The sequence below is a fragment of the Streptosporangium sp. NPDC049376 genome (assembly GCF_044466505.1).
Classification (GTDB): domain Bacteria; phylum Actinomycetota; class Actinomycetes; order Streptosporangiales; family Streptosporangiaceae; genus Streptosporangium.
In genome coordinates this window covers 109,974-135,252 of sequence record NZ_JBITMT010000015.1, presented here as the reverse complement: position 1 = coordinate 135,252, position 25,279 = coordinate 109,974, and the positions used below count along the sequence as shown (strand labels likewise).

Genomic DNA, 25,279 nt, shown 5'->3' with positions numbered 1-25,279 from the left:
CCGGGGACCCTCTCAGGGAAGAGTCCGGGTGGGTCACAGGCTCGCGGCGGACAGCTCCCGCAGCGTCTCGACGCCGACCTCGCGCAGCGAGCCGACGACCAGGCGCCCGGGTGCCTGCGGGACGGGCAGCACGCTGGGCACGGCCACGACACGGCAGCCCGCCGCGGTGGCGGAGGTCACACCGTTCGGGGAGTCCTCAAGCACGACGCAGCGGGCCGGGCCGACCCCGAGCAGGCTCGCGGCCAGCAGGTAGGGCTCGGGGTCCGGCTTGGTCCTCGTCACGTCGTCCCCGGTGACGACCCGGTCGAAGTTGTGCCTGCCGATGCCGTCGAGACAGGCCTCGGCGATGGGCCTGAGCGAGGAGGTGACCAGCGCGGTCGGCAGCCCCGCCCGCCGTACGGCCGCCAGCAGCTCGGCGGCGCCCGGCATCATCTCGACCCCATCGGCGAGCCTGGAGGTCATGCCCTCCAGCATCCAGGCCGCCACGTCCGCGGGGTCCGCGCCGGAGCCGGAGGCCTTCAGCATGTAGGCGACGGTCGAGGGCATCGAACCGCCGACCAGGTTCTCCTGGTCGGTCGGCCTCCAGTCGCCGCCGAGCCGTTCCATCACCTCGCTCTCGACCTGGAACCAGATCTTCTCGCTGTCGACGAGCAGACCGTCCATGTCGAAGAGAACCGCGTCCATACCCTGAAAACCCCTTACACGTCAGACGTTGAAATACTTGGCCTCAGGGTGGTGGACGACCAGCGCGGACGTCGACTGCTCCGGATGGAGCTGGAACTCCTCCGACAGGCTCACCCCGATCCTGGCCGGGTCGATCAGCTGGGTCAGCTGGACCTGGTCCTCCAGGTTGGGACAGGCTGGGTAGCCGAAGGAGTAACGGCACCCGGTGATGTTGACCTTCAGCATGTCCTCAAGCGACTCGTCGCCACCGATGCCGAGCTCCGCGCGGACCCGGGCGTGCCAGTACTCGGCCAGCGCCTCGGTGAGCTGTACCGACAGGCCGTGCAGCTCCAGGTAGTCACGGTAGGCGTCCTTGGCGAACAGCTCGGCCGTCGCCTCGGAGATCCGGCCGCCCATGGTGACGATCTGGAAGGCGACCACATCCGTCTCACCGGACTCCCTGGACCTGAAGAAGTCCGACAGGCACAGGTGCCGGTCACGGCGCTGGCGCGGGAAGGTGAACCTGGTGCGCTCCCCGCCCGCCTCGTCCAGGACGATCAGCGCGTTCCCCTCGCTGACGCAGGGGAAGTAGCCGTAGGCGACGGCCGCCTCAAGCAGGCCCTCTGTCTGCATCCGCTCCAGCCACATGCGCAGGCGGGGCCTGCCCTCTGTCTCGACCAGTTCCTCGTAGGAGGGGCCCTCCCCGCCCCGCGCGGCCTTCAGGCCCCACTGACCCATGAAGGTCGCGCGCTCGTCGAGGAAGGCGGCGTAGTCGGCGAGCGGGATGCCCTTGACGACGCGTTCACCGTGGAAGGGCGCCCTCGGCACGGGGTTGTCCGCGGCCACGTCCGAGCGGGCGGGCAGCTCCTCCTCCGGCGTCCTGACCAGTCTCGCCCCGGTCCTGACCCGCCGTTCGCGCAGCTCGGGCAGCCTGGCGCCCTCCTCACCGCGCTTGACCGCCATGAAGGCGTCCATCAGACGCAGCCCCTCGAAGGCGTCACGGGCGTAGCGGACCTCACCCTGGAAGAGCTCGGCGAGATCCTGCTCGACGTAGGCGCGGGTGAGCGCGGCGCCGCCGAGCAGCACGGGATAGCGCTCGGCGATGCCCCTGGAGTTCATCTCCTCCAGGTTCTCCTTCATGACGACCGTGGACTTGACCAGCAGGCCGGACATGCCGATCACGTCGGCGCCCTTGTCCTCGGCCGCCTCAAGGATCACCGAGACCGGCTGTTTGATGCCGAGGTTGACGACCTCGTAGCCGTTGTTGGACAGGATGATGTCGACCAGGTTCTTGCCGATGTCGTGCACGTCGCCCTTGACGGTGGCCAGCACGATGCGGCCCTTGCTCTCGCCCTCGACCCGCTCCATGTGGGGTTCGAGGTAGGCGACGGAGCTCTTCATCACCTCGGCCGACTGGAGCACGAACGGCAGTTGCATCTGGCCGGAGCCGAACAGCTCGCCGACGGTCTTCATGCCGTCGAGCAGCACGTCGTTGACGATCTCCAGGGCCGGACGCAGGGCCAGGGCCTCGTCGAGGTCGGTTTCGAGCCCCTTGCGCTCACCGTCGACGATACGGCGCCTGAGCCGCTCCCACAGCGGCAGGGCGAGCAGCTCGGCGGCCCTGTCGGCCTTGACCGAGGCGGCGTCCACCCCCTCGAACAGCTCCATGAACCGCTGCAGCGGGTCGTAGCCCTCCCTGCGCCTGTCGTAGACCATGTCCAGGGCGACCTGGCGCTGCTCGTCGGGGATGCGTGACATCGGCAGGATCTTGGAGGCGTGCGCGATGGCCGAGTCGAGGCCCGCGTTGACGCACTCGTTGAGGAAGACGCTGTTGAGGACCACCCGCGCGGCCGGGTTGAGGCCGAAGGAGATGTTGGACAGGCCGAGCACGGTCTGCACGCCGGGGTACAGCCGCTTGAGCTCCCTGATCGCCTCGATGGTCTCGACGCCGTCGCGCCTGGTCTCCTCCTGGCCGGTCGCGATGGGGAAGGTGAGGGTGTCGACGACGATGTCCTCGATCCGCATCCCCCAGTCCCGGCGCAGGTCGTCGATGATCCTGGAGGCGATCCTGACCTTGTCGGCCGCGGTGCGGGCCTGGCCCTGCTCGTCGATGGTCATGACGGTCACCGCGGCGCCGTGCTCGCGGACCAGCCGCATGATCCTGTGGAAGCGCGAGTCCGGGCCGTCGCCGTCCTCGTAGTTGACCGAGTTGACGATCACGCGCCCGCCGAGCATCTCCAGTCCCGCCTCGATCACGGCGGGCTCCGTCGAGTCGAGCACGATCGGCAGCGTCGAGGCCGTGGCCAGCCGGAAGGCCAGCTCCCGCATGTCGCCGGCGCCGTCACGGCCGACGTAGTCGACGCACAGGTCCAGCATGTGGGCGCCGTCTCGGGCCTGCGCCCTGGCGATCTCGACGCACTCCTCCCAGTCGCCCGCGAGCATCGCCTCGCGGAAGGCCTTTGAGCCGTTGGCGTTGGTGCGCTCACCGATGGCCAGGTAGGAGGTCTCCTGGCGGAAGGGGACGCTCTGGTAGAGCGAGGAGGCACCCGGCTCGGGACGGGGACGGCGGGCGGGCACCTCGTGGCCGCGCACCCGCTCGACCACCTGGCGCAGATGCTCGGGCGTGGTGCCGCAGCAGCCGCCGACCAGGGACAGGCCGTAGTCGCGGACGAAGGTCTCGTGGGCGGAGGCCAGCTCCTCCGGCGAGAGCGGATAGTAGGCGCCGTCCGAGGTCAGCACGGGCAGGCCCGCGTTCGGCATGCAGGACAGGCGCACCCGCGCGTGGTTGGCCAGATGGCGCAGGTGCTCGCTCATCTCGGCCGGGCCGGTGGCGCAGTTGAGCCCGATGACGTCGACGCCGAGGGGCTCGACGGCGGTGAGCGCGGCGCCGATCTCGGAGCCGAGCAGCATCGCGCCGTTGGTCTCGATCGTCACCTGGGCGATGATCGGCACGTCCCTGCCCCCGTCGGCCACGGCCCGCTTCGCCCCGACGACGGCCGCCTTGACCTGGAGCAGGTCCTGGCAGGTCTCGACGATGAGGGCGTCGGCCCCTCCGGAGATCAGACCGGCCGCGTTGTCGTAGTAGGCGTCGCGCAGCACGCCGTACGGCCGGTGCCCCAGGGTGGGCAGCTTGGTGCCGGGCCCGATGGATCCGAGCACGTATCGGGGACGGCCGGGCGCCGACCAGTGGTCCGCGGCCTGCCTGGCGACCCTGGCCCCGGCCTCCGAGTACTCGAAGACGCGTTCCTGGATGTCGTACTCGCCCAGCGCGGCCAGGTTGGCGCCGAAGGTGTTGGTCTCGACGCAGTCGACGCCGACCTCGAAGTAGGCGTCGTGCACGGCGCGGACGATGTCGGGGCGGGTGACGTTGAGGACCTCGTTGCAGCCCTCGTGCCCCTCGAAGTCGTCGAGGGTGATCTCGTGGGCCTGGAGCATCGTCCCCATGGCCCCGTCGGCGACCATCACCCGCTCGGCCAGAGCCTCACGGAAAGACGGGGTGCTCGTCATGGGACAAGACTACTGGGGCCCCTGCGACCGTCACCGCCCCGCCGTACGGCACCGCGGCGGGCAGGACGGGGCGAACGTGCCGTGGCCGTCCTGATCATGCGCACCCCTGGGAAGGTGACGTAAAGGCCCCCTCACAGCATAGGCTTAGCGGGATAGACAGTACGGCGAGGAAACCAGGAGGAGGCCGCGCGTGATCGAACTCGAAGGTCTACCCGAGCTCGTCGACCCGGTGCTGATCGCCGCGTTCGAGGGGTGGAACGACGCGGGCGAGGCTTCGAGCGGAGTGATCGCACACCTTGAGGAGGAGTGGAAGGCCACCCCGTTGGTCTCCTTCGATCCGGAGGAGTACTACGACTTCCAGGTGACGCGCCCCATCGTGGAGATGGGTGAGGGCCTGACCAGGTCCATCACGTGGCCGACGACCAAGCTGTCCTTCGCCCGTCCTCCCGGCGCCGACCGCGACGTGGTGCTGGTGCGCGGCATCGAGCCGAACATGCGCTGGCGCTCGTTCTGCGAGGAGATCGTCGTGATCTGCCGCGAACTGGGCGTCGAGCTGGCCGTACTGCTCGGCGCGCTTCTCAACGACTCCCCGCACACCCGGCCCGTGCCGATCGTCGGCTCGGCGACCGACGAGGGGCTGGCCAGAGCGATCAACCTGGAACTGAACCGCTACGAGGGGCCGACCGGCATCGTCGGCGTGCTCCAGCACGCGCTCGGCACCGCCGGGGTGCACGCGGTCTCACTGTGGGCCTCGGTGCCGCACTACGTGGCGCAGCCGCCCAACCCCAAGGCAACCATGGCGCTGCTCAGCCGGATGGAGGACCTCCTCGACATCCCGATGCCGATGGGCGCCCTGGCGGAGGAGTCGCGGGCCTGGGAGCACGGGGTGGACGAGCTGGCCTCACAGGACAGCGAGGTGGCCGACTACGTCAAGGAGCTTGAGGAGCGCAAGGACGCCGCCGAGCTGCCCGAGGCGAGCGGCGACGCCATCGCCGCGGAGTTCGAACGCTATCTCCGGCGCAGAGATCGCGACGGCGATGGCTGAGACGCCCGCGACATAGTTATAATCGTTTACTCCTTTCTCCACTGATTTAGAGTGATAATCGGTGACCATCCGGGTCTTCCTTCGGGTCGCACCGGGTTGGGAAACCGGTTCACGACGTTTGGACGACCAGGAGAAACACCGTTCTGTAAACACCGGTGAACGGGCCCGTCACCGCGCCGAACATTGTCCACGTGACAGCGCACGTTAGGGCGATCATGGCCACTCCACAGCTCGATCCGCACCAGAAGGCACAGGAGGCGCGACGCCGTGTCCTCGAGATGGCCGTGATCATGAAACGCGAGGACGGTGAGAACGTCCCCTCCTACCCTCAGGTGCGGGGCACGACCCCCGGGCAGGCGGTCGACATGTTCCTCGCCCTGTTGCAGGACCGGCTTCCGGTCTGGGTGCGCATTCTCGACGACCTCATGTATCTCGTCGGAAAAGGGCGGGTGAACGACAACCTGCTGCCCATCGCGAGGGCGGGCATCGACTACTACCTGGAGGTCCAGGCCGCGGCGCTGCCCGCCTTCACCTCCCCCTCGGTCACCGTCCGCTTCCGTGAGGCGATGCGTGACAGCGAGATGGGCCCCATGTCCGAGGTCGTCCCCCTGGCCGAGTACCTCGCGGCCGAGCAGCGGATAGGCCGGATCTCGGCGGACGCGGACCCGCTGGCCAGCGCCCGGCTGCTGCTGGCCGGGTGTTTCCGCCACGCCTACTACGAGATGTTCGTCGGCACCGGTTTCCTGCCGTCGCGGGACGACAGCGCCGAGGAGATCATCCGCGAGCTGCGCCTGGAGCGCGCCCCCGGCGAGGACCCCGCCGGCGGCACCCCGCCGGAGTGAGCCCGCGCACCGGCCGGAAGACCGATGCGCTCCCTTCGCCCATACGGCCAAGCGGCCCCCACGGGGGTTGGCCGGAGGCGACAATGGGAATCGTGTGCCTGTCCGCCCGCCGACCCGGGGAGTGCGCGTGACCGTCCAGCCGATCCGACTGTTCGCAGACCCGGTGCTCAGGACCGCGGCCGAGCCGGTGACCGACTTCGACCGCGAGCTGCGCGGCCTGGTCAAGTCGCTCCAGGCGACGTTGCGCGCGGGCTCGGGCCGAGCCGGTCTGGCCGCCCCGCAGATCGGCGTCTCGCTGAGGGTCCTCGTCTACGAGCTCGACGGCAGGTCCGGGCATCTGGTCAATCCGCGCATCGAGGCGTCAGAGCGCAGAATCGTGGCCGATGAGGCGTGCCTGTCGGCGCCCGGCCTCTGGTGGCCGCTGGAACGCTCCTACATGGTCACGGCCCGTGGCCGCGACATGTTCGGCAAGCCCGTGACCGTCCGCGCCCTGGGGACCCTCGCCCGGGTCCTGCAGCACGAGGCCGACCACCTCGACGGCGTCCTGTTCGTCGACCGGCTCCCCGAGGAGGAGCAGGAACGGTTCTTCGCCGCCAACTCGTGACTTGTCAGACGGTAACCCCTCTGATAAGGTCGCCCGGTTGCAGTCGTAGTTCTCAGCAAGCCTTATCATCTCAAGTGCTCAATGAGGTCCGCCGACGGCGGGCTTTCCGGTTTCTCCCGATGGTTTCGTGGGTGCAGGCGAGGCCCGCAACGCAGCCCCGAACCGCCGGCTTGGCGGTCCGGTGAGGCTCCCGACGAGGAGAAGTGGGTTTTGTCCGAAGGTACCGTCAAGTGGTTCAACGCCGAAAAGGGTTTCGGATTCATCGCGCCGGATGACGGCAGCGCCGACGTTTTCGTGCACTACTCGGCCATCGACTCCAGGGGCTACCGCTCCCTGGAGGAGAACCAGCGGGTCAGCTTCGTCATCACGCAGGGCCAGAAGGGTCTGCAGGCCGAGCAGGTCCGGATCGTCTGACCCTGACCTCAGGTCTCCCGCCGGAGCACCGGATTGCCTTCCGGTCGCACGTCCCGGCCTCGGGCCCGTGCCGCTCTCCGCGGCACGGGCCTGCGCGTTCTCAGAGTTCGACGCCGAGCAACGCGTCGGTGATGTCCTTGACGAGCCCGGGCGCCTGCGGGTCGGTGCCGCCGTCCGCCAGCGCCCGCTCCGCCCAGCCGTCGATCAGCGCCAGCGCCCCCGGGGCGTCCAGGTCGTCGGCGACCCTGGCCCTGACCTCCTCAAGCAGGTCACGCGCCTGGGGACCGGTCTGCAGCCCGGTCGCCGAGCGCCAGCGGGCCAGCCGTACCTCCGCGGAGGCCAGCTGGTCGGGGGTCCACTCCCAGTCGGCGCGGTAGTGGTGGGCCAGCAGCGCCAGCCGGATGGCCATCGGGTCGGCCTGCCTGCGGAGCTTGGAGACGAAGACCAGGTTGCCCTTGGACTTGGACATCTTCTCGCCGTCGAGGGCGACCATTCCCGCGTGGACGTACGCCTTGGCGAAGGGCCACTCCCCGCAGGCCACATGGCCTTCGTGGGCGCCGCACTCGTGGTGCGGGAAGATCAGGTCGGAGCCGCCGCCCGCGACGTCGAACCCGCTGCCCAGGTTGGCCAGCGCGATGGCGGTGCACTCGATGTGCCAGCCCGGCCTGCCCCTGCCGAGGCGTGAGGACCAGGACGGCTCACCGGGACGCTCGGCGCGCCACAGCAGCCAGTCGAGCGGGTGCTTCTTGCCCGCCCTGTCCGGGTCGCCGCCGCGCTCGCGGGACAGGGTGAGCATCAGCTCCTCCGGATATCCGGAGACGGCGCCGAACTTGGGCGCCGCCGCGACGTCGAAGTAGACGTCACCGTCGAGCTCGTAGGTCGCGCCCTTGTCGCGCAGGCGCTCGATCAGCTCGGCGACCTGGTCGACGACCTCGGTCACCCCGACGTACTCGCGCGGCGGGAGGATCCGCAGCGCCTCCATGTCGGTCCTGAAGAGCTCGATCTCACGCTCGGCCAGCTCACGCCAGTCGACGCCGGTCAGCTCCGCCCGCTCAAGCAGCGGGTCGTCGACGTCGGTGGCGTTCTGGGTGTAGTGGACCTCGTGACCGGCGTCCCGCCAGGCGCGGTTGACCAGGTCGAAGGCGAGGTAGGTGTTGGCGTGCCCGAGGTGGGTCGCGTCGTACGGCGTGATGCCGCAGACGTACATCCGCGCCGTCGGGCCCGGCCTGGTGGGGCCGGTCTCCCCGGAGGCGGTGTCGAACAACCGCAACGGGACACCGGCACCGGGAAGCCGAGGGACCTTCGGCGCAGACCACGATCTCATGTGATGAGCCTATCCAGCAGACAGACCGTCCCGGTCAGGCAGGGACGGTGGGTGGTACAGGGGCACTTTCTCAACCTCGGCGACCCCGTGGATCATTCCGGCAGGACGCGGCGGAAGGCCGCCGGGTCCCGCGGATCGCCGGTGAAGTCGTAGCGGACGCCCTCGGCGGACAGCCCGAGCAGGGAGACCGACAGCGAGCCGAAGACGCGTCCGTCGGGCAGCTCATGCCGGACGATCATGGCCCGGGGATCGTCCCTGGCCAGGCCCGCACCGGTGGCGGCCTCCCGCCACTCCCGCCAGGGGCCGCCGAGGGTGTCCGGCCTGGTGGCCTTGGCGAACAGCGGGCGGAAGAAGGCGACCCGCTCGTTCTCCTCACCGCGCTCCCAGCCGCTGTTGACGATCATGTGCGTTCCTCCGGGGAGCTCCTCGTCCCACAGCCCGGTCCCGTCCCAGTGCCACAGCCGGACTCCGCTCCGGTCGGCCAGGACCAGGTGGAAGGGGTCGTAGCCCGCGGGGTCGAGGCCCGTGAGACCGCCCTCGGCCGCGGCCGTCAGCGGCAGCCCCCCACGCGAGATCCTGCCCTCCTGCGGGGCGGGCACGCCCTGCCCGTTGACCAGCGCGGCGATCCTGCCCTCCGCCGGATGCACGGCGAGCCAGGTCCCGCCCGCGAGCAGGTCGCGTCCACCGAACAGGCCCGGCCAGTGCGGCCCCGGGGGCGACCACGGCCGGTCGACGAACTCGTCTCGCACTCCGACCATGATCAGGGGAACGTCGGCGCCGGGATCGACGCTGACCACAACCGTGCACATGCCCGGCAGGCTACGCCCCCGCCGCCGGACGGGCCGGACCGGGGTCCCTCGGATCAGGGCCTCGGATCAAGAACCTCAGATCGGGGGCCAGGGAATGGCGGGCCAGTCCTGGGAGGGCAGGGGGTGCAGGCCGGTGTCGAGGAGCCTGCGAACCCGTTCGCCCGTCGCCTGGACCTCGGCGGGGGTCAGCAGCTCGCGCAGCCGGCGGCCGAGACCTCCCTGTTCCAGGTCACGTTCGAGACGGGCCAGGACGTTCACGGCCTCGCGCGACAGCGGCTTGCCACGCCACTGCCACAGCACGGTGCGCAGCTTGTTCTCCGTGGCGAAGCAGACCCCGTGGTCGACGCCGTGGACGTGCCCCCCGGGCAGCGGCAGCAGGTGGCCGCCCTTGCGGTCGGCGTTGTTGACGACGGCGTCGAAGACCGCCATCCGCCGCAGGGAGGGCTGGCGGCTGCGGATGAGGACCATCAGGTCGGCGTCGGGGTCGGCGTCGATCCACATCTGGCACATTCCCGGGCCGAACGGGCCGTCACGGTAGACCGTCGGCGGGACGATCCGCCAGCCGGTGGCCGCGGAGACCTCGAAGGCGGCCACCTCGCGGGCGGCGAGAGTGCCGTCGGGAAAGTCCCACAGCGGGCGTTCTCCACGCACCGGCTTGTACACGCAGGCGGCGGACAGGCCGCCGAGCCGGACCGAACAGTAGAGCGTCATGTTGCTCGCCTCGACCAGACGGCCCTCGACCTCCAGGTGCCCGTCGCGGAGCAGACGCAGAGCGGTCTCGTCGTCCAGTCCCGCCATGGGAGCCGCGCTCAGCGTGAACTCGCCCTCGGCACTCATTCGCCTCCTTCTGCCTGTGAAGCGCTCCTACCCCGGTAACCGTTGAGACGCACGCAAATATGCCCATCCGCGTCGAGAGGCTGGCCGCACAACGGACACGGTGGGCGTCCTGCGGCGACCAGGGCCATGGCGCGCCTGGTGAAGGCCCTGGCGGCGGCGGGACTGATGTGCACGCGCAGCACCGCGGGCTCCGACAGCGGGGAGGGTTCGAAGTCCTCCTCGTCCTCCGCGACGGCCTCCTGCGCCTCGATGACCACCTGGGCGGTCTCCGCGTCCCAGGCCAGGGCCATGGCGCCCACCCTGAAGTCCTCGCTGATGGGCACGTCGAGCGGGTCGTTGTCCGTCAGCGCGGCGGGGGCGGCGGCGGGCACCTGGGCCCCTCCGCGCCGCAGCACCTCGTCGAGCAGCTCGTCCAGCCGGTCGGCCAGCGCGGCGACCTGGAACTTCTCCAGCCCGACCGTGGTCAGCCGGCCCTGCCCGCGGGCCTGCAGGAAGAACGCTCGCGATCCCGGTTGCCCCACGGCACCGGCCACGAATCTCTCAGGTGGGTCGTAGTCGAAGACCGGCATAGCCCTGACCTTACGTGGTCCCGGCACCGCCGCCGACCGCGGCGTCGCTCTCGGTGAGGTTTTGTCCCCCGTCCTTCTCCCCCGCTCCGTCCTGGGTTTCCTCTGGCGGGCGCAGCCCGGCGACCTCTCCGCCCAGGTCGTTGAGCCTGAGCACGAAGGGGCGCAGGGGGGTGTAGCGGATCGCGGTGAGTGAGGCGGGGTCGGCGGTTATCCGCTGGAACTGGTCAAGGTGCAGGCCCATCGCGTCCGCCACGATGGCCTTGATCACGTCTCCGTGGCTGCAGACGAGATAGACCCCCTTCGGGCCGAGCCGCTCGTTCCACTCCCTGACGGCGCTCACCGCCCGGTGCTGTACGGCGGCCAGCGACTCCCCGCCGGGGAAGGTCACGGCGCTCGGATGGGTCTGCACGACCCGCCACAGGGGCTCCTTGGCCAGCTCGGCGATCGGGCGGCCGGTCCAGTCTCCGTAGCGGCACTCCCCGAACCGCTCGTCGGTCACCACCTCGGTCTCCCGCCCGGCCGCCACGGCTCCGGCCGTCTCCTGGCAGCGTTCCAGCGGGCTGGAGACGATCGCGTCCAGCTCCAGCGGGCCCAGCCGTACGGCCAGAGCCTCGGCCTGGGCCCGGCCTGCGTCACTGAGGTGGAGTCCTGGCGTCCAGCCCGCCAGCACGGGACCGGTGAGGGGGGTCAGGCCGTGTCTGGCCAGCAACAGGGTCGTCACGCGGGCAAGTCTTGCAGGCCTCGCTCCACTACTTTTAACCGGCCGGGCGGTACCCTGGCCGGATCATGGAGCAGCGCTATGTGGGCCGGAGCGGCCTGTCGGTGTCCCGCCTCGGACTCGGGACGATGACATGGGGACGCGACACCGGCGCGGAGGAGGCCACGGCGCAGCTCCGGACGTTCGCCGATGCCGGGGGCACCCTCATCGACACCGCGGACGTCTACTCGGGCGGCGAGGCGGAGCGGCTGCTCGGGCGGATGATGCGGGACTCGGTGCCCCGTTCCGAGCTGGTGATCTCGACCAAGGCCGTGCTCACCCCGGCCGGACACAGGCCGCGCGACGCCTCAAGAAGGCACCTGATCGCGGCCATCGACGCCTCCCTCGGTCGCCTCGGGATCAACGAGGTCGACCTGTGGCAGCTGCACGCCTTCGACCAGGAGGTGCCGCTTGAGGAGACCCTGGCCGCGGTGGACGCCATCGTGTCCTCGGGCAGGGCGGCCTACGCGGGTGTCTGCGGCTACACGGGCTGGCAGCTCGCGGCGGCGGCCGTCAGCCAGCGGGCGGTCCCCGGGCGGACGCCGATCGTCGCGGCCCAGGTCGAGTACTCGCTGCTGGCGCGGGAGGCCGAGCGTGAGCTGGTCCCGGCGGCCGAGCACGTCGGCGCGGGGGTACTGGCCTGGTCGCCCCTGGGCAGGGGGGTCCTCACCGGCAAGTACCGCACCGGCATCCCCGCCGACTCCCGGGCCGCGACCCCGCACTTCGCCGACTTCGTCACGCCGTACCTGGACGAGAGGTGCCGGCGGGTCGTGGAGTCGGTGACGACCGCGGCCGAGGGGCTGGGGGTCTCGCCACTGTCGGTCGCCCTGTCCTGGGTGCGGGACCAGCCGGGGGTCGCGGCGGCGATCGTCGGCGCCAGGACCTGTGCCCAGCTGACCGGGGTGCTCCAGTCGGAGGACCTCGTCCTGCCGGTGGAGATCAGAGAGGCTCTTGACGACGTCTCGGCGGACTGAGGAACTCGGAACGAGGAAAGCGAGCCCGAACAGAACGAGAATCCATCTCGCGTATCACTACTCGATACCGAATGGCAACTTTACGTGGAAAACCCTGGCCTCCCCACAAAACTGTCAATGGTGACAGGAGGGGCACTCAGGTGTCAGCGACGTTCCGTCACCGATGCACAAGGGGGACAATTGCGAACCGCGATCTCCGTCGGCGCCCTGGCGCTGACACTCGGCGGCGTACTGCTCGCCGTCGCACCCGCCCCCGTGAGCGCCGTCACCCAGGCGGGTGACTGTGAGGGCGGCGGGCTTCTCGGCGGGGTGACCGGCGGTCTGTGCGAGGCGGTCGGCGTCCTGGGCAACACCGTGAGTGCCACCGCGAACGACACCGTTAGTGACACTGTGAGTGACGCTGTGGGCGGCGCCCTGCTCGGCGGCGTCGTCGTGGACGACACCGTGAACGTCACCATGAGCACCACCGCGGGCACCACTGTGAGCGACACGGCGGGGGGCCCGCCGGACGACACCGTGAGCGCCACTCCGGGCGGCGCCATGAGCAGTGCCACGAGCGGCCCCGCGAACGGACCGGCCGGCGGCCCCTCCCCCGGCGGGGAGGGCTACGGCTACGGACAGAACGCGGAAACCCCACCGCATACCGAAAAAGCCGGAAAGAGCAAGAAAGACGATAACGCCAAAAAAGGCGATAAAATCGGAAAGGCGCAGAGCGGGGCCGACGTGCTGGACGCGGAGAGCGTTCTGGACCAGCCTCAGCCGTCCGTCCTTCCCGAGATCCTCGTGACCCCCTGGGGTGAGGACACCGCGGACGTCCAGGACGTCCCCGACATCCAGGATCCGGCGGACAACGACGTCCTGCCGTCCCAGAACCCGGGCGGCGCCTGTTCCCCGCTGTCCGACTCCCCCGGATGTGCGGGCACCTCGGCGAACCCGGCCCACAAGACGGCACCGTCCCCGCACGCCTCCCCGAGCCCCCGGCCCTCCCACGCCGGCGGCACCGTGCCCGCGGAGGAGGCCACGCGGCGGCCGGCGGGCGAGCAGGCGCGTCCTCCGCAGACCCGCAGGCGCGTGGCGGAGACCGACGGGGGCGGCGAACGCGGCGGCAGGCGTGGGGAGGCCACCGGCTCCGAGACCCCGCCGCCCACGGTCGACGCCGAGGCGCCCCGGCTCGAACTGCTGTGGCCCGCGGGCCCGGTCATGCGCAGGTTCCAGCGGGCCGTCACACCGACCAAGACACCGGACCCGCTGGGCACGGCTTTCACCGCCGTGCTGCTGCTCGCGGCGATCCTCGCCGTCCGCCTGCTGTACGTCAGGCGGATCGGCGAGAAGTCCATCCCGCTTGAGCCGCTGCGGATGAAGCGGCACAGGACGGCCTGAGCCGCCGGTCAGCCGATCGCGTGCACGCCGCCGTCGACGTGGACGATCTCCCCGGTCGTCGCGGGGAACCAGTCGGAGATCAGTGCCAGGCAGGCCTTGGCCGCGGGCACGGTGTCGCGCAGGTCCCAGCCGAGCGGTGCCTTCTCCGGCCAGCTGTCCTCGAACTCGGCGAAGCCCGGGATGCTCTTGGCGGCCATCGTGCGCAGCGGCCCCGCGGCCACCAGGTTGACCCGGATGTTGTGCTTGCCCAGGTCACGGGCCAGATAGCGGGAGCAGGACTCAAGCCCGGCCTTGGCCACGCCCATCCAGTCGTAGACCGGCCAGGCCTTGCTGGCGTCGAAGTCGAGCCCGACGACCGCGCCCCCCTCCTTCATCAGCGGCAGGCAGGCCACGGCGAGGGACTTGAACGAGTAGGTCGAGACGTGCACCGCGGTGGCCACGTCCTCCCACGAGGTGTTCAGGAAGTTTCCGCCGAGGCAGCTCTGCGGGGCGAAGCCGATGGAGTGCACCACGCCGTCGAGGCCGTCGAGGTGCTCGCCGACCCGGTCGGCCAGCGAGTCGAGGTGCTCGGTGTTCTGCACGTCCAGCTCGATCACCGGCGGCGTCTCGGGCAGCCGCTTGGCGATGCGCTCGACCAGGCTGAGCCTGCCGAAGCCGGTCAGCACGACCTGCGCGCCCTCCAGCTGGGCCAGCTTGGCGACGGAGAACGCGATGGAGGCCTCGGTCAGGACACCGGTGACCAGGATGCGCTTGCCTTCGAGAATTCCCATTGTCAGTGCCCCATTCCCAGGCCGCCGTCCACGGGGATCACGGCCCCGGTGATGTAGGCGGCGTCCTCGCTCGCCAGGAACCCGACCACGCGCGCGATCTCCTCGGTGCTCGCGTAGCGTCCCAGCGGGATGTTCTTACGGATCTGCTCCTGGTAGGCCTCTTCGAGCTCGGCCGTCATGTCGGTCTCGACGAACCCGGGCGAGACCACGTTGACCGTGATGCCGCGCGAGCCCAGCTCTCTGGCCACCGACCTGGCGAAGCCGATCAGCCCGGCCTTCGAGGCGGCGTAGTTGCTCTGGCCGGCCGAGCCGAGCATGGCGACCACCGAGGAGATTAGCACGATCCTGCCGCGCTTGAGCCTGAGCATGCCGCGCGTGGCTCGCTTGGCGACCCGGTAGGCGCCGGTCAGGTTGGCGTCGATGACGTCGGTGAAGGTCTCCTCCTTCATCGTCGGCAGCAACGTGTCCTTGGTGATGCCCGCGTTCGCGACGAGCACCTCGACCGGGCCGTGCTCGGCCTCGATCTTCCCGAACGCCGCGTCGACGTCGGCCATGCTGGTCACATCGCAGCGCACGCCGAACAGACCCTCCGGGGGCTGCCCTGAGCGGTAGGTCACGGCGACGGAGTCACCGGCCCTGGCGAATTCGCGGGCGATCGCGAGGCCTATGCCGCGATTGCCGCCGGTTACGAGAACAGATCGAGCCATGCACCCGACGCTAGCGGCTACCCGGCGGTAAACCTCTTGTCCGTGAGGGACAAGATCACAGGGTTAGGATCGTTGACATGCGCCAGATCGATCCCGATTTCCTCGCCCTGCCGATGAGGCGACTGGCGGACGCGGCTCTGCAGCGCGCCCGCGACCTCGGCGCCGAGCATGCCGACTTCCGGTTCGAGCGCGTCCGCGCGGAGACACTCAACCTGTCCGACGCGCTGCCCGAGGGGTCCTCCGACGCCGACGACCTCGGCTACGCCGTACGGGTCGTCAAGAACGGCACCTGGGGGTTCGCGGCCGGTGTCGAGCTCACCGCGGAGGCGGCCGCGCGGGTCGCGGAGCAGGCCGTCGAGGTGGCCGTCGTCTGCGCGCCGGTCAACCGCGAGCCGGTCGAACTGGCCCCCGAGCCGGTCCACTCGGAGGTCACCTGGGTCTCCTCCTACGACGTCGACCCGTTCGAGGTGCCGATGCGCGACAAGGTCGCCCTGCTGGCGGCCTGGTCGGAGGGGCTGCTGCGAGACCCGCGGGTCGATCACGTACAGGCCTCGCTGATGCAGGTCAAGGAGCAGAAGTTTTACGCCGACACGGCGGGTGCCTCGATCACGCAGCAGCGGGTGCGCGTGCACCCCCAGCTTGAGGCGACACGGACCCAGGACGGCAGGTTCGAGTCGATGCGCACGCTCGCCCCTCCGGTCGGGCGCGGCTACGAGTACCTCACCGGCACCGGCTGGGACTTCCCCGGCGAGCTGGCCCGCATCCCCGAGCACCTCGCGGAGAAACTCGCCGCCCCCTCCGTCGAGGCCGGGCGCTACGACCTGGTGATCGACCCGTCGAACCTGTGGCTGACGATCCACGAGTCGGTCGGGCACGCCACCGAGCTCGACCGGGCCCTGGGCTACGAGGCGGCCTACGCCGGGACCAGCTTCGCCACCTTCGACCAGCTCGGCACCCTGGTGTACGGCTCGCGGGCGATGAACGTCGTCGGTGACCGCACCGCCGAGCACGGCCTGGCCACGATCGGCTACGACGACGAGGGTGTGGCGGCCAGGCGGTTCGACATCGTCTCGGACGGCGTCCTGACCGGTTTCCAGCTCGACCGCAGGATGGCGCTGCTGAAGGGGCTCGGCTCCTCCAACGGCTGCGCGTTCGCCGACTCCCCCGGCCATCCCCCGATCCAGCGCATGGCCAACGTCTCGCTGCTGCCCGCCCCCGAGGGCCCCTCGACCGAGGAGCTCATCTCCGGGGTCGAACGCGGCATCTACGTGGTCGGTGACAAAAGCTGGTCGATCGACATGCAACGATATAACTTTCAGTTCACCGCGCAACGGTTCTACCGGATCGAGAACGGCAGGCTCGCCGGCCAGGTTCGCGACGTCGCCTACCAGGCGACGACCACCGACTTCTGGCGGTCGATGGCGGCCGTCGGCGGACCGCAGACCTACGTGCTGGGCGGCGCGTTCAACTGTGGCAAGGGCCAGCCCGGCCAGGTGGCCCCGGTCAGCCACGGCTGCCCCACGGCGCTCTTCCGGGATGTGCGCGTCCTGAATACCCTGCGGGAGAGTGGCACGTGAGCCGGTGGGGAGACGGGTACGCCCTCCCTGGCCCGGGCCTGGAGAGCACGCCCACGAGCGGGCAACCGACGAACACCGCACGCCGGGGGACGCCCCTGCGGACCACCGGGCAAGGAGTGGGATGAGTCCCCAGGAAATCATCGAGAGGGCACTGGAGTTGTCCACGGCCGACGAGACCGTCGTGATCGTGGACGAGACCTCAAGCGCCAACCTGCGGTTCGCGGGCAACACGCTCACGACCAACGGCGTGACCCGCTCGTCGCAGCTCACCGTGATCTCGGTCGCGGGACGGGGGGTCGGCGTGGTCTCGCGGGCGGCGGCCCGCCCCGAGCAGCTCGCCGACATCGTCGCGGCGGCCGACCACGCGGCCGAGGACGCCAGGCCGTCCGAGGACGCCAGGCCGCTGGCCGAGGGCGCCCAGTCGGCCGACTGGCAGGAGGCGGCCGAGCCGACCTCCATCGGGGTCTTCGGCGCGTTCGCCCCGGCGCTCGGCGAGACGTTCGCCGCCGCCGAGTCGGGCGGGCGCAGGCTGTACGGCTTCGCCGAGCACCTCGTCACCACCACCTTCGTCGGCACCTCGGCGGGCACCAGGCTCCGCCACACGCAGCCGACGGGGCGCCTGGAGCTGAACGCCAAGTCTCCGGACATGCGGCGCTCGGCCTGGGCGGGTGTGGCGACCCCGGACTTCTCCGACGTCGACGTGGCGGCGCTCGACGCCTCGCTGGCCACACGCCTCGAATGGGCCAGGAGGCGGATCGACCTGCCCGCGGGCCGCTACGAGACACTGCTTCCGCCCTCGGCCGTCGCCGATCTGATGATCTACCTGTACTGGACGGCCGGGGCCAGGGACGCGATGGAGGGCCGCACGGTCTTCTCCAGGCCCGGTGGCGGCACCCGTGTCGGGGACACGCTCTGCCCGCTGCCCGTCCGCCTGGGCAGCGACCCCGCGGCGCCCGGCGTCGAGTCCGCCCCCTTCGTGGTGGCGCACTCCTCGAACAGGCAGAGTTCGGTCTTCGACAACGGGCTGCCGCTGGCGCCCACCGACTGGATCTCGGACGGCAGGCTGGCGAACCTGCTGCAGACCAGGCACTCGGCGGAGCTGACCGGCCTGCCCGTGACCCCGGCGACGGACAACCTGATCATGACGGGTCCCGGGGACGGCCGTTCACTCGACGAGATGGTGGCCTCGACCGGCCGGGGCCTGCTGCTGACGTGCCTGTGGTACATCCGCGAGGTCGACCCGCAGAGCCTGTTGCTGACCGGCCTGACCCGCGACGGCGTCTACCTGGTCGAGAACGGTGAGGTCGTGGGTGAGGTGAACAACTTCCGCTTCAACGAGAGCCCGGTCGGCCTGCTCGGCCGCCTCACCGAGGTCGGTGCCGCCGAGCGGACGCTGCCCCGTGAGTGGAGCGACTACTTCACCCGCGCCGTCATGCCCGCGGTCCGGGTCCCCGACTTCAACATGTCGACGGTCAGCCAGGCCAGCTGAGCCCTCCGCGGCGCCCGCGGACCGTCCCTCACGGACGTCCCCGGGCGCCGCGCGGCCTCAGGCGTCGTCCTCCAGGCGGAAGCCCACCTTCAGGCCGACCTGGAAGTGCCCGATCTCGCCGTCCACGATGTGCCCCCTGACCTCGGTCACCTCGAACCAGTCGAGGTGACGCAGGGTCTGCGAGGCCCTCCGGACGCCGTTGCGCACGGCCGCCTCGATGCTCTCCCCCGACGTGCCCACGATCTCGGTCACCCGGTACGTACGATCCGTCATCGTGTCCTCCTTGCCCGAAGGCCCCGGAGACCCCCGTAGGCCCCTGGAGGCCAGGGTCGCACGCGCTTTCCCGCCCGCCGGAGGCGAGGTCTAGGTTGGAGATGTGAGGAAATGGCACAGGCGCCGACAGGTCCACCAGGTGACCGACGCGCAGCCCTCCCTGAGCGAGGACATCGGCAGGCGCGAGAGGAACTACCTCATCAAGATGGGGATCCGGCTGCTCTGCCTCATCCTCGCCTTCACCGTGCCCGCCCCGCTGCCCGTGAGGCTGCTGCTCTTCGCCGGCGCGATCTTTTTACCGTATGTTGCCGTGATCGGGGCCAACGCACCACGTCGCGAGGCGGAAAGTGGCTTCGGCATTACGGATGACAGCCAGAACGAGATCCCACGCCACCGACGCGAGATCGGGTCGTGACTAACTCTTGACGCATCTCAGGGGTTGGAGGTGTACGCTTTAAGCAAGTGCCCTGGTCCCCCGTCGGGGCACTGGTGCCGGCGTTCCGGGCCCCCGTCGGAACGCCGATGAAGCGACGCCGGGTGGTTTGCCCCCGTAACCACCCGGCGTCGCCCTTTTCTCCGGAATCTCAGTCTCCGGTCTTTCTCTCCCATTCCTGAGCGAGTTCGATCAGCCGCTTGAGCGTGTCGTCGCCCGCGGTTCCCGCCCCCTGGGCCAGGCCCAGCAGGTAGGCCGTCAGCGGGGCGGCCGGGCGTGCCACCCCGTGGGCGACCTCCTTCGTCAGGTCGAGCACCGCGTCCCTGTCGACCCGCGCCGGATCGACGCCCAGTTCCCGGCAGACCAGCTCGGTCCACTCCTCCAGCACGTTCATCGCTCGCTCCTCGTCGACGGCCTTGTCGGCGTTCTCCGCCGCGTCCGGCTCACCGCCTCCGGCACGCAGCAGATCATCCGGTGTGTCGCAATCGAACCACGGTTTCCCGGGAAGGCGGAGCCCGACGGGCCCGAGCGGGCCGAGCAGTCCGTGCAGCGACCGTCCCTCGTAGCCGTCCAGTGCCCGGGTGAGCTCCGCCGTACGCCAGACTCCGGCGAGCCACTGCTGTCTGTCCTCCTCGTCGAGGAGCACCGCCCCTGCGGCCCCCTCGGCGGCGGCGAACAGCGCCGAGACGTGCCCGGCCGTCAGGAACGGCAGGTCGGCGGCGAGCAGGGCGACCCAGGGGGCGGTCACGGCGGTCATCCCCGCCCGCAGCGCGGGGACGGGCCCCGCGCCCGGCGGGCGCTCGCGCAGGAAAACGGCCCCGGGCAGGCCGGAACGGGGGGAGCCGACGACGATCAGCCGCCGCGCGTCCGGTACGGCCGCCGCGACCCGCTCGACCAGTGGGCGTCCGCCGACGTGGAGGCCTGGTTTGTCCTGTCCGCCGAGCCTTCTCGCCATGCCGCCCGCCAGGATGCAGGCGTCGTGACGGACGCTCATCCCGCTCATCCGCCGATGGCGGACATCGGGCGGGACGGTTGCAGGAAGGACGGGTCGTCTATGCCGTGCCCGGCCTTCTTGACGCGCACCGCGGCCAGCCAACGCTCGGCCAGTTCCTCATCGCCCGCGCCCGCGCGCATCGCCGCACGCAGGTCGGACTCGTCCGTGGCGAACAGGCAGTTGCGGACCTGGCCGTCGGCGGTGAGCCGTACCCGGTCGCAGGAGCCGCAGAACGGGCGGGTGACCGAACCGATCACACCCACCCTGGCCGGTCCGCCGCCGACCAGGAAGAGCTCGGCCGGGGCGCTGCCGCGCTCTCCCGGGTCGGCCTCTGTCAGGTCGAAGCTCTCCCGCAGTCCCGCGAGGATCTCCTCGGCCGTGATCATGTCCTGCCTGCGCCAGCCGTGCTGGGCGTCCAGCGGCATCTGCTCGATGAAGCGCAGCTCGTAGCCCCGTTCCAGGCAGTGGCGCAGCAGCGAGGCGGCCTCGTGGTCGTTGACGCCGCGCATCAGCACGGAGTTGATCTTCACCGGGCGCAGGCCCGCGGCGTCGGCGGCGGCCAGGCCGTCGAGCACGTCGGGCAACCGGTCGCGGTGGGCGAGTCTCCTGAACGTCTCCCGGTCGAGGGTGTCGAGGGAGACGTTGACCCGGCTCAGGCCCGCCTCGGCCAGGGGGACGGCCAGCCTGGCCAGGCCGATGCCGTTCGTGGTCAGGGAGACCTGGGGCGCGGGGCGCAGGGCAGAGGTACGGGCCACGATGTCGACCAGTTCGCGGCGCAGCAGCGGCTCACCGCCGGTGTAGCGGACCTCGGTGACGCCCAGCCGTTCCACGGCGACGGTCACCAGCCTGACGATCTCGTCGGCGGTCAGCAGCTCGGGTTTGGGCAGCCACTCCAGCCCCTCGGGGGGCATGCAGTAGGAGCAGCGCAGGTTGCAGCGGTCCGTGAGGGACACCCGCAGATCAGTCGCCACCCGGCCGAACGAGTCCCGCAGCACGGGGCGCCACCTCCTCACATCCGTCTGCTCCGGCAGGGGCCCAGCCTATGGCCGGTACCCGCCGGGACCTCCCACGGGTCTCCTCCTGGCGACAACATCACCATCGAAGGGTTGATTCCTCCATAGGAGGACATGTCCGGCTTCTGGGAGCGCTCTCATCTGCGCGATCAGACTTCCGGGGCGTTGTGCAGGTCACAAACACCTCCATAAATCACAGAAAAATTCAGGCGATTCATGGATATATTTCCAATTATCACATAACGCTTTGATGCCAAGGCCCCCGCGCGCCGGGGAGACCCCGGGAACCGCGCCGATAATCCGTAGCGACGGCCCCGGGATCACGAAAGGAGCCGGACCCACGTGAGACCGGTAGCGGACAACCGCCTGAGCGCGCTGATCCTCGCAGCGCCCCTGCTCATGACCGCCCCCTGCCTGCCCCAGGGCGTGACCGGCCTTGCGTCAGGCCCGGCCGTCGTCCCCGTGAGAACTGCCGGGAACGCCATACTCCCCGACCGCCGAACACCACCGGAAGGTAACGGAAGCGGATTTATGGAGAAAATCCCGGATCCGCCTTCCGGGTTTTCGACCGGGCCGATTCCGGAGAGAGTTCTTCACCCGTTTCCACATGCCGCGTTCCGGGCGGCCGGCGTGGACGCGGCCGGGCCACGAAAGCCGTCCGAGAAGCCGCAGGAGTCCGGGGAGGACGCGATCCCCGCCGTCCCCTTCTTCGTCGGCTCCGGAGTGATCCTGCTGGCCGTCGCCCTGCTCTTCCGGGGGACGTTGCGGGCCGACCTGCGCGCGGAACGGAACCGGAGATCCCGTCTGGAACGTTCGAGGCGCCGGGCCGTCCCCCAGGAGGAGCACGGCCCGGAACCCGAGCCCGGCTCCCCCGCCTGAGCCGCCGGTCCCGGCTCCGTGTCCCGGCGGGTGAATCCGGCGAACGGTAAAATAAGTGGGATTTCCTTTCTGGGCTCGCCACACTGATCGACAGCCGGTCCAAGGAGATTCACACGATGCCGAACCAGCCCGCACCGAACCTGCTGTCGTGGGCCAGCGAGATCGACGAAGGCGCGATCATGCAGGCCGCACGCACCGCCCGTCTGCCGTTCGTCTCCGGCCACGTCGCTCTCATGCCAGACGCGCACGTCGGCATCGGGGCGACGGTCGGCTCGGTCATCCCCACCGAGAACGCCATCATTCCCGCCGCCGTCGGAGTGGACATCGGCTGCGGCATGGTGGCGACCGAGACGACGCTCACCGCCGCCGACCTGCCGGACACCCTCGCCGCGCTGATGCCGATGGTCGAGCACCGCATCCCGGCCGGGGTCGGCAAGGGGCACAGCGACCCGTCCATCGACCGGGCGCTCGACGACCTCGGCCTGCCGTACACGAACCTGAACCCCAGGCAGGAGAAGAAGGTCGCCGAGCAGTTCGGCACCCTCGGCTCGGGCAACCACTTCGTCGAGGTCTGCCTCGACGAGCGTGACCGGGTCTGGACGGTGCTCCACTCGGGGTCACGCGGCATCGGCAACCAGCTGGCCACGATGCACATCACGGGCGCCAAGCGGATGATGAGGAAGCAGGCCGTCGGTCTTGAGGACCCGGACCTGGCCTACCTCGTCCAGGACACCCCGGAGTTCACCGCCTACATCGAGGACATGCTGTGGTCCCAGCGCTACGCGATGGCCTCGCGGGCCCGGATGGACCGGGTGCTGGTCAACGCCCTGTTCCGGGTCGTCGGCGGCGGGCAGCGGGTCCGCACGATCAACTGCCACCACAACTTCACCCAGCGGGAGACCCACTACGGGAAGTCCCTGTGGATCACCCGTAAGGGCGCCATCAAGGCCGACACCGGCGACGAGGGCGTGATCCCGGGTTCGATGGGCACCCGTTCGTACATCGTCCGCGGCCTGGGGAACCCGGAGTCCTACACCTCCTGCTCGCACGGGGCGGGACGCCGGATGTCACGGACGAAGGCCAAGCGGGAGCTCTCGGCCGACTCGCTCGCCCAGGCGATGCGGGGCCGTACGTGGAACTCCGACAGGGCCGCCTCGCTGGTCGACGAGCACCCGGAGGCGTACAAGCCCATCGACCAGGTCATGGCCGACCAGAAGGACCTCGTCGAGGTCCGGCACACCCTGCGCCAGATCTTCAACTACAAGGGCTGATCGTACGGCGGGCGGGATCTTGCCCCGCCCGCCGTTCTTCTGCAAGATCGCAGTATGCGCGGTTGCCTCCGGCGGGACGCGGTTCAGGGCACGACGGTGATCGTGGTGGTCGTGGCGAGCAGGAGCAGGACGTCGAGCGCCGCGACGGCCACGGCTCCCGCGAAGGGGGCCTTCGGCGACCGGTTCGCCGCCAGCGGCCCGGCACAGGCGAGCGCCACGGCGACGGCGAGCGCGGCCCACTCCCCGGGCCCGGGCGCCCCCGGCGGTCCCAGGACCAGCGTCACGGTCGCCAGCAGCAGGGGAACGGGGACAAGCGCGCGCACCCGCGCGGCGCCGAGCCGCTGCGGCCAGCCCCTGACCCCGGCCGCCAGGTCGTCCTGGATGTCGGGCAGCACGTTCGCCAGGTGCGCGCCGCAGCCCAGCAGGGCCGCGGCGAGGACCGCCCACCACGCGGGCCACGGCGCGCCGGGCAGCCCCAGCGTCACGAACGGCGGCAGGGAGCCGAACCCGACCGCGTACGGCAGCCACGAGAACACCGTCGCCTTGAGCCCCAGGTCGTACGCCCAGGCCGCGGCGACGCCCGTGAGGTGGACGCCCCCCGCGACGGGACCGAAGGCCAGGGAGAGCGGCACGCAGAGCGCCAGGGCCGTCCACGCCGCGGCCCACACCGTGCGCGCGGCGAGCAGGCCCTCCGCAACCGGCTTTCCCGTACGGCCCGCGGCGGTGTCCCTGGCCGCGTCGGCCGCGTCGTTGCACCAGCCGATCGACAGCTGGCCGGTCAGCACGGCGGCGGCCACCAGGGCGCATCCGGCCGCGTCGTGCCCGCAGACCAGGGCCAGCGCGCCCACCAGGACGGTGACGGCCGCGGTCGGCCCGGGATGGCAGGCGCGCGCCAGCGCGACGACCATCGTCAACCCGGTCCCCGGCCTGCCCGCCGTCCGCACCCGCCCCGCCCACCGGCTCGTCACAGAGTCGATGTTAGGCACACCCGCGGCGGGAAGAAGGCTTGCCACGGACACGGACGGGCAGAAGCCAGATGTCCGCACCCCCCTTTCCCACGAGGCCCGGGAGTGACCCTTTCATGACGCGAATCGCCGCCGTCCGCGGCGCGCTTCCGCCGAACCGCCACCCCCAGGCCGAGATCACCGACGCCATCGCGCGGCTGTGCCTGCCTGAGGGCGCCGACCGGCGGGTGCTCGACCGGTTACACGCGAGTGCCAGGGTCGGCTTCCGCCACCTGGCGCTGCCCCTGCACCGCTACGCCAAGCTCGACGGGTTCGGGGCGGCCAACGACGTCTTCGTCGAGTGCGCCGTGGAGCTGGGCACGGAGGCGGTCGGCGCCGCGCTCGACGCCGCGGGGCTCACCCCGGGGGACGTGGACATGATCATGTTCACCTCGGTGACCGGCCTGGCCGCGCCCTCGGTCGACGCCAGGCTGGCGGGCCGGTTGGGGTTACGTCCCGACGTCAAACGGGTGCCGATCTTCGGGCTCGGCTGCGTGGCGGGGGCGGCGGGGATCGCCCGGCTGCACGACTACCTGCGCGGCTGGCCCGGGCACGTGGCGGTACTGCTCTCGGTCGAGCTGTGCTCGCTGACCCTGCAGCGCGGCGACTCCTCGGTCGCCAACCTGGTCGCGGGCGCGCTGTTCGGCGACGGCGCGGCGGCCGTGGTCGCCTGTGGCGCCGAACGGGCCGCCGCCCTGCCAGGAGGGGGGCCCACGGTCGTGGCGACCCGTGGCCACCTGTATCCCGACTCGGAACACGTCATGGGCTGGGACGTCGGCGACACCGGGTTCCAGGTGGTCCTCGACGCCGGCGTCCCCGACGTGGTGCGGACCTACCTGGCCGACGACGTGGACGGCTTCCTCGCCGACCATGGGCTGACCAGGGACGACATCACGGCCTGGGTGTGCCACCCGGGCGGCCCGAAGGTGCTCGACGCCGTCGCCGAGACGCTCGGGCTGCCGCAGGACGCGCTCGAACTCACCTGGCGCTCACTGGCCTCGGTCGGCAACCTGTCCTCCTCGTCGGTGCTGCACGTGCTGCGGGACACCCTCGCGCTTCGCCCGCCTCCTGCGGGGACTCCGGGGCTGCTCATCGCGATGGGCCCCGGTTTCTGCTCCGAACTCGTCCTGTTGCGCTGGTGACC

25 protein-coding genes are annotated in these 25,279 nt (G+C 70.7%); 12 read left to right on the top strand and 13 right to left on the bottom strand.

Annotated features, from left to right (window positions below):
* Positions 1-33 precede the first annotated feature (33 nt).
* Positions 34-684, bottom strand: a complete 651-nt coding sequence (locus ACIBVQ_RS30410) for an HAD family hydrolase (protein ID WP_386190389.1) — start codon at positions 682-684, stop codon at positions 34-36.
* Between the two features lie 21 nt (positions 685-705).
* Positions 706-4,170, bottom strand: a complete 3,465-nt coding sequence (gene metH, locus ACIBVQ_RS30405) for a methionine synthase (protein WP_399181644.1) — start codon at positions 4,168-4,170, stop codon at positions 706-708.
* A 190-nt stretch (positions 4,171-4,360) separates the two neighbouring features.
* Here metH and ACIBVQ_RS30400 point away from each other — a divergent pair, with 190 nt between their 5' ends.
* The 4 genes from ACIBVQ_RS30400 to ACIBVQ_RS30385 all read left to right on the top strand — a co-directional run bounded on the left by ACIBVQ_RS30400 (position 4,361) and on the right by ACIBVQ_RS30385 (position 7,075).
* Positions 4,361-5,215, top strand: a complete 855-nt coding sequence (locus ACIBVQ_RS30400; RefSeq protein ID WP_352013113.1) for a PAC2 family protein — start codon at positions 4,361-4,363, stop codon at positions 5,213-5,215.
* Between the two features lie 191 nt (positions 5,216-5,406).
* Positions 5,407-6,057 carry a hypothetical protein gene (locus ACIBVQ_RS30395; RefSeq protein ID WP_352013114.1) on the top strand — a complete coding sequence of 217 codons (651 nt, stop codon included), beginning with the start codon at positions 5,407-5,409 and terminating at the stop codon, positions 6,055-6,057.
* 127 nt (positions 6,058-6,184) lie between these two features.
* Positions 6,185-6,661: a peptide deformylase gene (gene def, locus ACIBVQ_RS30390; protein WP_399181641.1), complete on the top strand. Its 477-nt coding sequence runs from the start codon at positions 6,185-6,187 to the stop codon at positions 6,659-6,661.
* 210 nt (positions 6,662-6,871) lie between these two features.
* Complete coding sequence (locus tag ACIBVQ_RS30385; protein WP_352013116.1) at positions 6,872-7,075, top strand: cold-shock protein; 204 nt, start codon at positions 6,872-6,874, stop codon at positions 7,073-7,075.
* Between the two features lie 100 nt (positions 7,076-7,175).
* Here the strand turns inward: ACIBVQ_RS30385 and mshC are convergent, their stop codons facing one another.
* From mshC to ACIBVQ_RS30360, 5 genes are all read right to left on the bottom strand, one after another.
* Positions 7,176-8,399 carry a cysteine--1-D-myo-inosityl 2-amino-2-deoxy-alpha-D-glucopyranoside ligase gene (gene mshC, locus ACIBVQ_RS30380; protein ID WP_352013117.1) on the bottom strand — a complete coding sequence of 408 codons (1,224 nt, stop codon included), beginning with the start codon at positions 8,397-8,399 and terminating at the stop codon, positions 7,176-7,178.
* Positions 8,400-8,491: 92 nt separating this feature from the next.
* On the bottom strand, positions 8,492-9,208 hold the full coding sequence (locus ACIBVQ_RS30375) for an NRDE family protein (protein ID WP_362777410.1): 717 nt from the start codon (positions 9,206-9,208) through the stop codon (positions 8,492-8,494).
* Positions 9,209-9,283: 75 nt separating this feature from the next.
* Entirely contained in the window at positions 9,284-10,045 is a 762-nt protein-coding gene (locus tag ACIBVQ_RS30370; RefSeq protein ID WP_352013119.1) for an SCO1664 family protein, read from the bottom strand.
* Positions 10,042-10,614 (bottom strand): DUF3090 domain-containing protein, encoded by a 573-nt coding sequence (locus ACIBVQ_RS30365; RefSeq protein ID WP_352013120.1) that lies wholly within the window; start codon positions 10,612-10,614, stop codon positions 10,042-10,044. The genes ACIBVQ_RS30370 and ACIBVQ_RS30365 overlap by 4 nt, the downstream gene beginning before the upstream one ends.
* Positions 10,615-10,624: 10 nt before the next feature.
* Positions 10,625-11,335, bottom strand: a complete 711-nt coding sequence (locus tag ACIBVQ_RS30360; RefSeq protein ID WP_352013121.1) for a histidine phosphatase family protein — start codon at positions 11,333-11,335, stop codon at positions 10,625-10,627.
* Between the two features lie 65 nt (positions 11,336-11,400).
* On the opposite strand from ACIBVQ_RS30360, the gene ACIBVQ_RS30355 reads away from it, so the two are divergent.
* Both ACIBVQ_RS30355 and ACIBVQ_RS30350 read left to right on the top strand, forming a co-directional pair.
* On the top strand, positions 11,401-12,345 hold the full coding sequence (locus ACIBVQ_RS30355) for an aldo/keto reductase (RefSeq protein WP_362915868.1): 945 nt from the start codon (positions 11,401-11,403) through the stop codon (positions 12,343-12,345).
* A 180-nt stretch (positions 12,346-12,525) separates the two neighbouring features.
* Positions 12,526-13,725 (top strand): hypothetical protein, encoded by a 1,200-nt coding sequence (locus ACIBVQ_RS30350; protein WP_399181637.1) that lies wholly within the window; start codon positions 12,526-12,528, stop codon positions 13,723-13,725.
* 8 nt (positions 13,726-13,733) lie between these two features.
* Here the strand turns inward: ACIBVQ_RS30350 and fabI are convergent, their stop codons facing one another.
* Positions 13,734-14,495, bottom strand: a complete 762-nt coding sequence (gene fabI, locus ACIBVQ_RS30345; RefSeq protein ID WP_352013124.1) for an enoyl-ACP reductase FabI — start codon at positions 14,493-14,495, stop codon at positions 13,734-13,736.
* 2 nt (positions 14,496-14,497) lie between these two features.
* Positions 14,498-15,202, bottom strand: coding sequence for a beta-ketoacyl-ACP reductase (locus tag ACIBVQ_RS30340; RefSeq protein WP_352013125.1), 705 nt, complete (start codon positions 15,200-15,202; stop codon positions 14,498-14,500).
* A gap of 77 nt (positions 15,203-15,279) precedes the next feature.
* Between ACIBVQ_RS30340 and ACIBVQ_RS30335 the strand changes: the two genes are divergently transcribed.
* Complete coding sequence (locus ACIBVQ_RS30335) at positions 15,280-16,779, top strand: TldD/PmbA family protein (protein ID WP_362915872.1); 1,500 nt, start codon at positions 15,280-15,282, stop codon at positions 16,777-16,779.
* A 121-nt stretch (positions 16,780-16,900) separates the two neighbouring features.
* The gene (locus tag ACIBVQ_RS30330; protein ID WP_362777403.1) at positions 16,901-18,268 is read left to right on the top strand and encodes a metallopeptidase TldD-related protein; all 1,368 of its coding nucleotides are present in this window, start codon (positions 16,901-16,903) and stop codon (positions 18,266-18,268) included.
* Positions 18,269-18,325: 57 nt separating this feature from the next.
* Here ACIBVQ_RS30330 and ACIBVQ_RS30325 read toward each other — a convergent pair whose 3' ends face one another.
* Positions 18,326-18,541: a dodecin gene (locus ACIBVQ_RS30325; RefSeq protein WP_390049002.1), complete on the bottom strand. Its 216-nt coding sequence runs from the start codon at positions 18,539-18,541 to the stop codon at positions 18,326-18,328.
* A 139-nt stretch (positions 18,542-18,680) separates the two neighbouring features.
* Here ACIBVQ_RS30325 and ACIBVQ_RS30320 point away from each other — a divergent pair, with 139 nt between their 5' ends.
* Positions 18,681-18,956: a DUF3099 domain-containing protein gene (locus ACIBVQ_RS30320; protein WP_352013129.1), complete on the top strand. Its 276-nt coding sequence runs from the start codon at positions 18,681-18,683 to the stop codon at positions 18,954-18,956.
* 169 nt (positions 18,957-19,125) lie between these two features.
* Here the strand turns inward: ACIBVQ_RS30320 and ACIBVQ_RS30315 are convergent, their stop codons facing one another.
* Complete coding sequence (locus tag ACIBVQ_RS30315; protein ID WP_362915874.1) at positions 19,126-19,968, bottom strand: NTP transferase domain-containing protein; 843 nt, start codon at positions 19,966-19,968, stop codon at positions 19,126-19,128.
* Between the two features lie 5 nt (positions 19,969-19,973).
* The gene (gene moaA / locus ACIBVQ_RS30310) at positions 19,974-20,963 is read right to left on the bottom strand and encodes a GTP 3',8-cyclase MoaA (protein WP_399181632.1); all 990 of its coding nucleotides are present in this window, start codon (positions 20,961-20,963) and stop codon (positions 19,974-19,976) included.
* Between the two features lie 648 nt (positions 20,964-21,611).
* Between moaA and ACIBVQ_RS30305 the strand changes: the two genes are divergently transcribed.
* Complete coding sequence (locus tag ACIBVQ_RS30305; RefSeq protein WP_399181630.1) at positions 21,612-21,860, top strand: hypothetical protein; 249 nt, start codon at positions 21,612-21,614, stop codon at positions 21,858-21,860.
* A gap of 116 nt (positions 21,861-21,976) precedes the next feature.
* Positions 21,977-23,131, top strand: a complete 1,155-nt coding sequence (locus tag ACIBVQ_RS30300) for an RtcB family protein (protein WP_399181628.1) — start codon at positions 21,977-21,979, stop codon at positions 23,129-23,131.
* Between the two features lie 83 nt (positions 23,132-23,214).
* On the opposite strand, the gene ACIBVQ_RS30295 is transcribed toward ACIBVQ_RS30300, so the two are convergent.
* Positions 23,215-24,099 carry a UbiA family prenyltransferase gene (locus tag ACIBVQ_RS30295; protein ID WP_399181626.1) on the bottom strand — a complete coding sequence of 295 codons (885 nt, stop codon included), beginning with the start codon at positions 24,097-24,099 and terminating at the stop codon, positions 23,215-23,217.
* Between the two features lie 113 nt (positions 24,100-24,212).
* On the opposite strand from ACIBVQ_RS30295, the gene ACIBVQ_RS30290 reads away from it, so the two are divergent.
* Positions 24,213-25,277, top strand: a complete 1,065-nt coding sequence (locus tag ACIBVQ_RS30290) for a 3-oxoacyl-[acyl-carrier-protein] synthase III C-terminal domain-containing protein (protein WP_352013135.1) — start codon at positions 24,213-24,215, stop codon at positions 25,275-25,277.
* Positions 25,278-25,279: the final 2 nt, after the last annotated feature.

Coding starts and splice junctions, on each gene's coding strand:
- ACIBVQ_RS30410 (WP_386190389.1), bottom strand. CDS start 684: ATGGACGCGGTTCTCTTCGACATGGACGGTCTGCTCGTCGACAGCGAG.
- metH (WP_399181644.1), bottom strand. CDS start 4,170: ATGACGAGCACCCCGTCTTTCCGTGAGGCTCTGGCCGAGCGGGTGATG.
- mshC (WP_352013117.1), bottom strand. CDS start 8,399: ATGAGATCGTGGTCTGCGCCGAAGGTCCCTCGGCTTCCCGGTGCCGGT.
- ACIBVQ_RS30375 (WP_362777410.1), bottom strand. CDS start 9,208: ATGTGCACGGTTGTGGTCAGCGTCGATCCCGGCGCCGACGTTCCCCTG.
- ACIBVQ_RS30370 (WP_352013119.1), bottom strand. CDS start 10,045: ATGAGTGCCGAGGGCGAGTTCACGCTGAGCGCGGCTCCCATGGCGGGA.
- ACIBVQ_RS30365 (WP_352013120.1), bottom strand. CDS start 10,614: ATGCCGGTCTTCGACTACGACCCACCTGAGAGATTCGTGGCCGGTGCC.
- ACIBVQ_RS30355 (WP_362915868.1), top strand. CDS start 11,401: ATGGAGCAGCGCTATGTGGGCCGGAGCGGCCTGTCGGTGTCCCGCCTC.
- fabI (WP_352013124.1), bottom strand. CDS start 14,495: ATGGGAATTCTCGAAGGCAAGCGCATCCTGGTCACCGGTGTCCTGACC.
- ACIBVQ_RS30340 (WP_352013125.1), bottom strand. CDS start 15,202: ATGGCTCGATCTGTTCTCGTAACCGGCGGCAATCGCGGCATAGGCCTC.
- ACIBVQ_RS30335 (WP_362915872.1), top strand. CDS start 15,280: ATGCGCCAGATCGATCCCGATTTCCTCGCCCTGCCGATGAGGCGACTG.
- ACIBVQ_RS30330 (WP_362777403.1), top strand. CDS start 16,901: ATGAGTCCCCAGGAAATCATCGAGAGGGCACTGGAGTTGTCCACGGCC.
- ACIBVQ_RS30325 (WP_390049002.1), bottom strand. CDS start 18,541: ATGACGGATCGTACGTACCGGGTGACCGAGATCGTGGGCACGTCGGGG.
- ACIBVQ_RS30315 (WP_362915874.1), bottom strand. CDS start 19,968: ATGAGCGTCCGTCACGACGCCTGCATCCTGGCGGGCGGCATGGCGAGA.
- ACIBVQ_RS30300 (WP_399181628.1), top strand. CDS start 21,977: ATGCCGAACCAGCCCGCACCGAACCTGCTGTCGTGGGCCAGCGAGATC.
- ACIBVQ_RS30290 (WP_352013135.1), top strand. CDS start 24,213: ATGACGCGAATCGCCGCCGTCCGCGGCGCGCTTCCGCCGAACCGCCAC.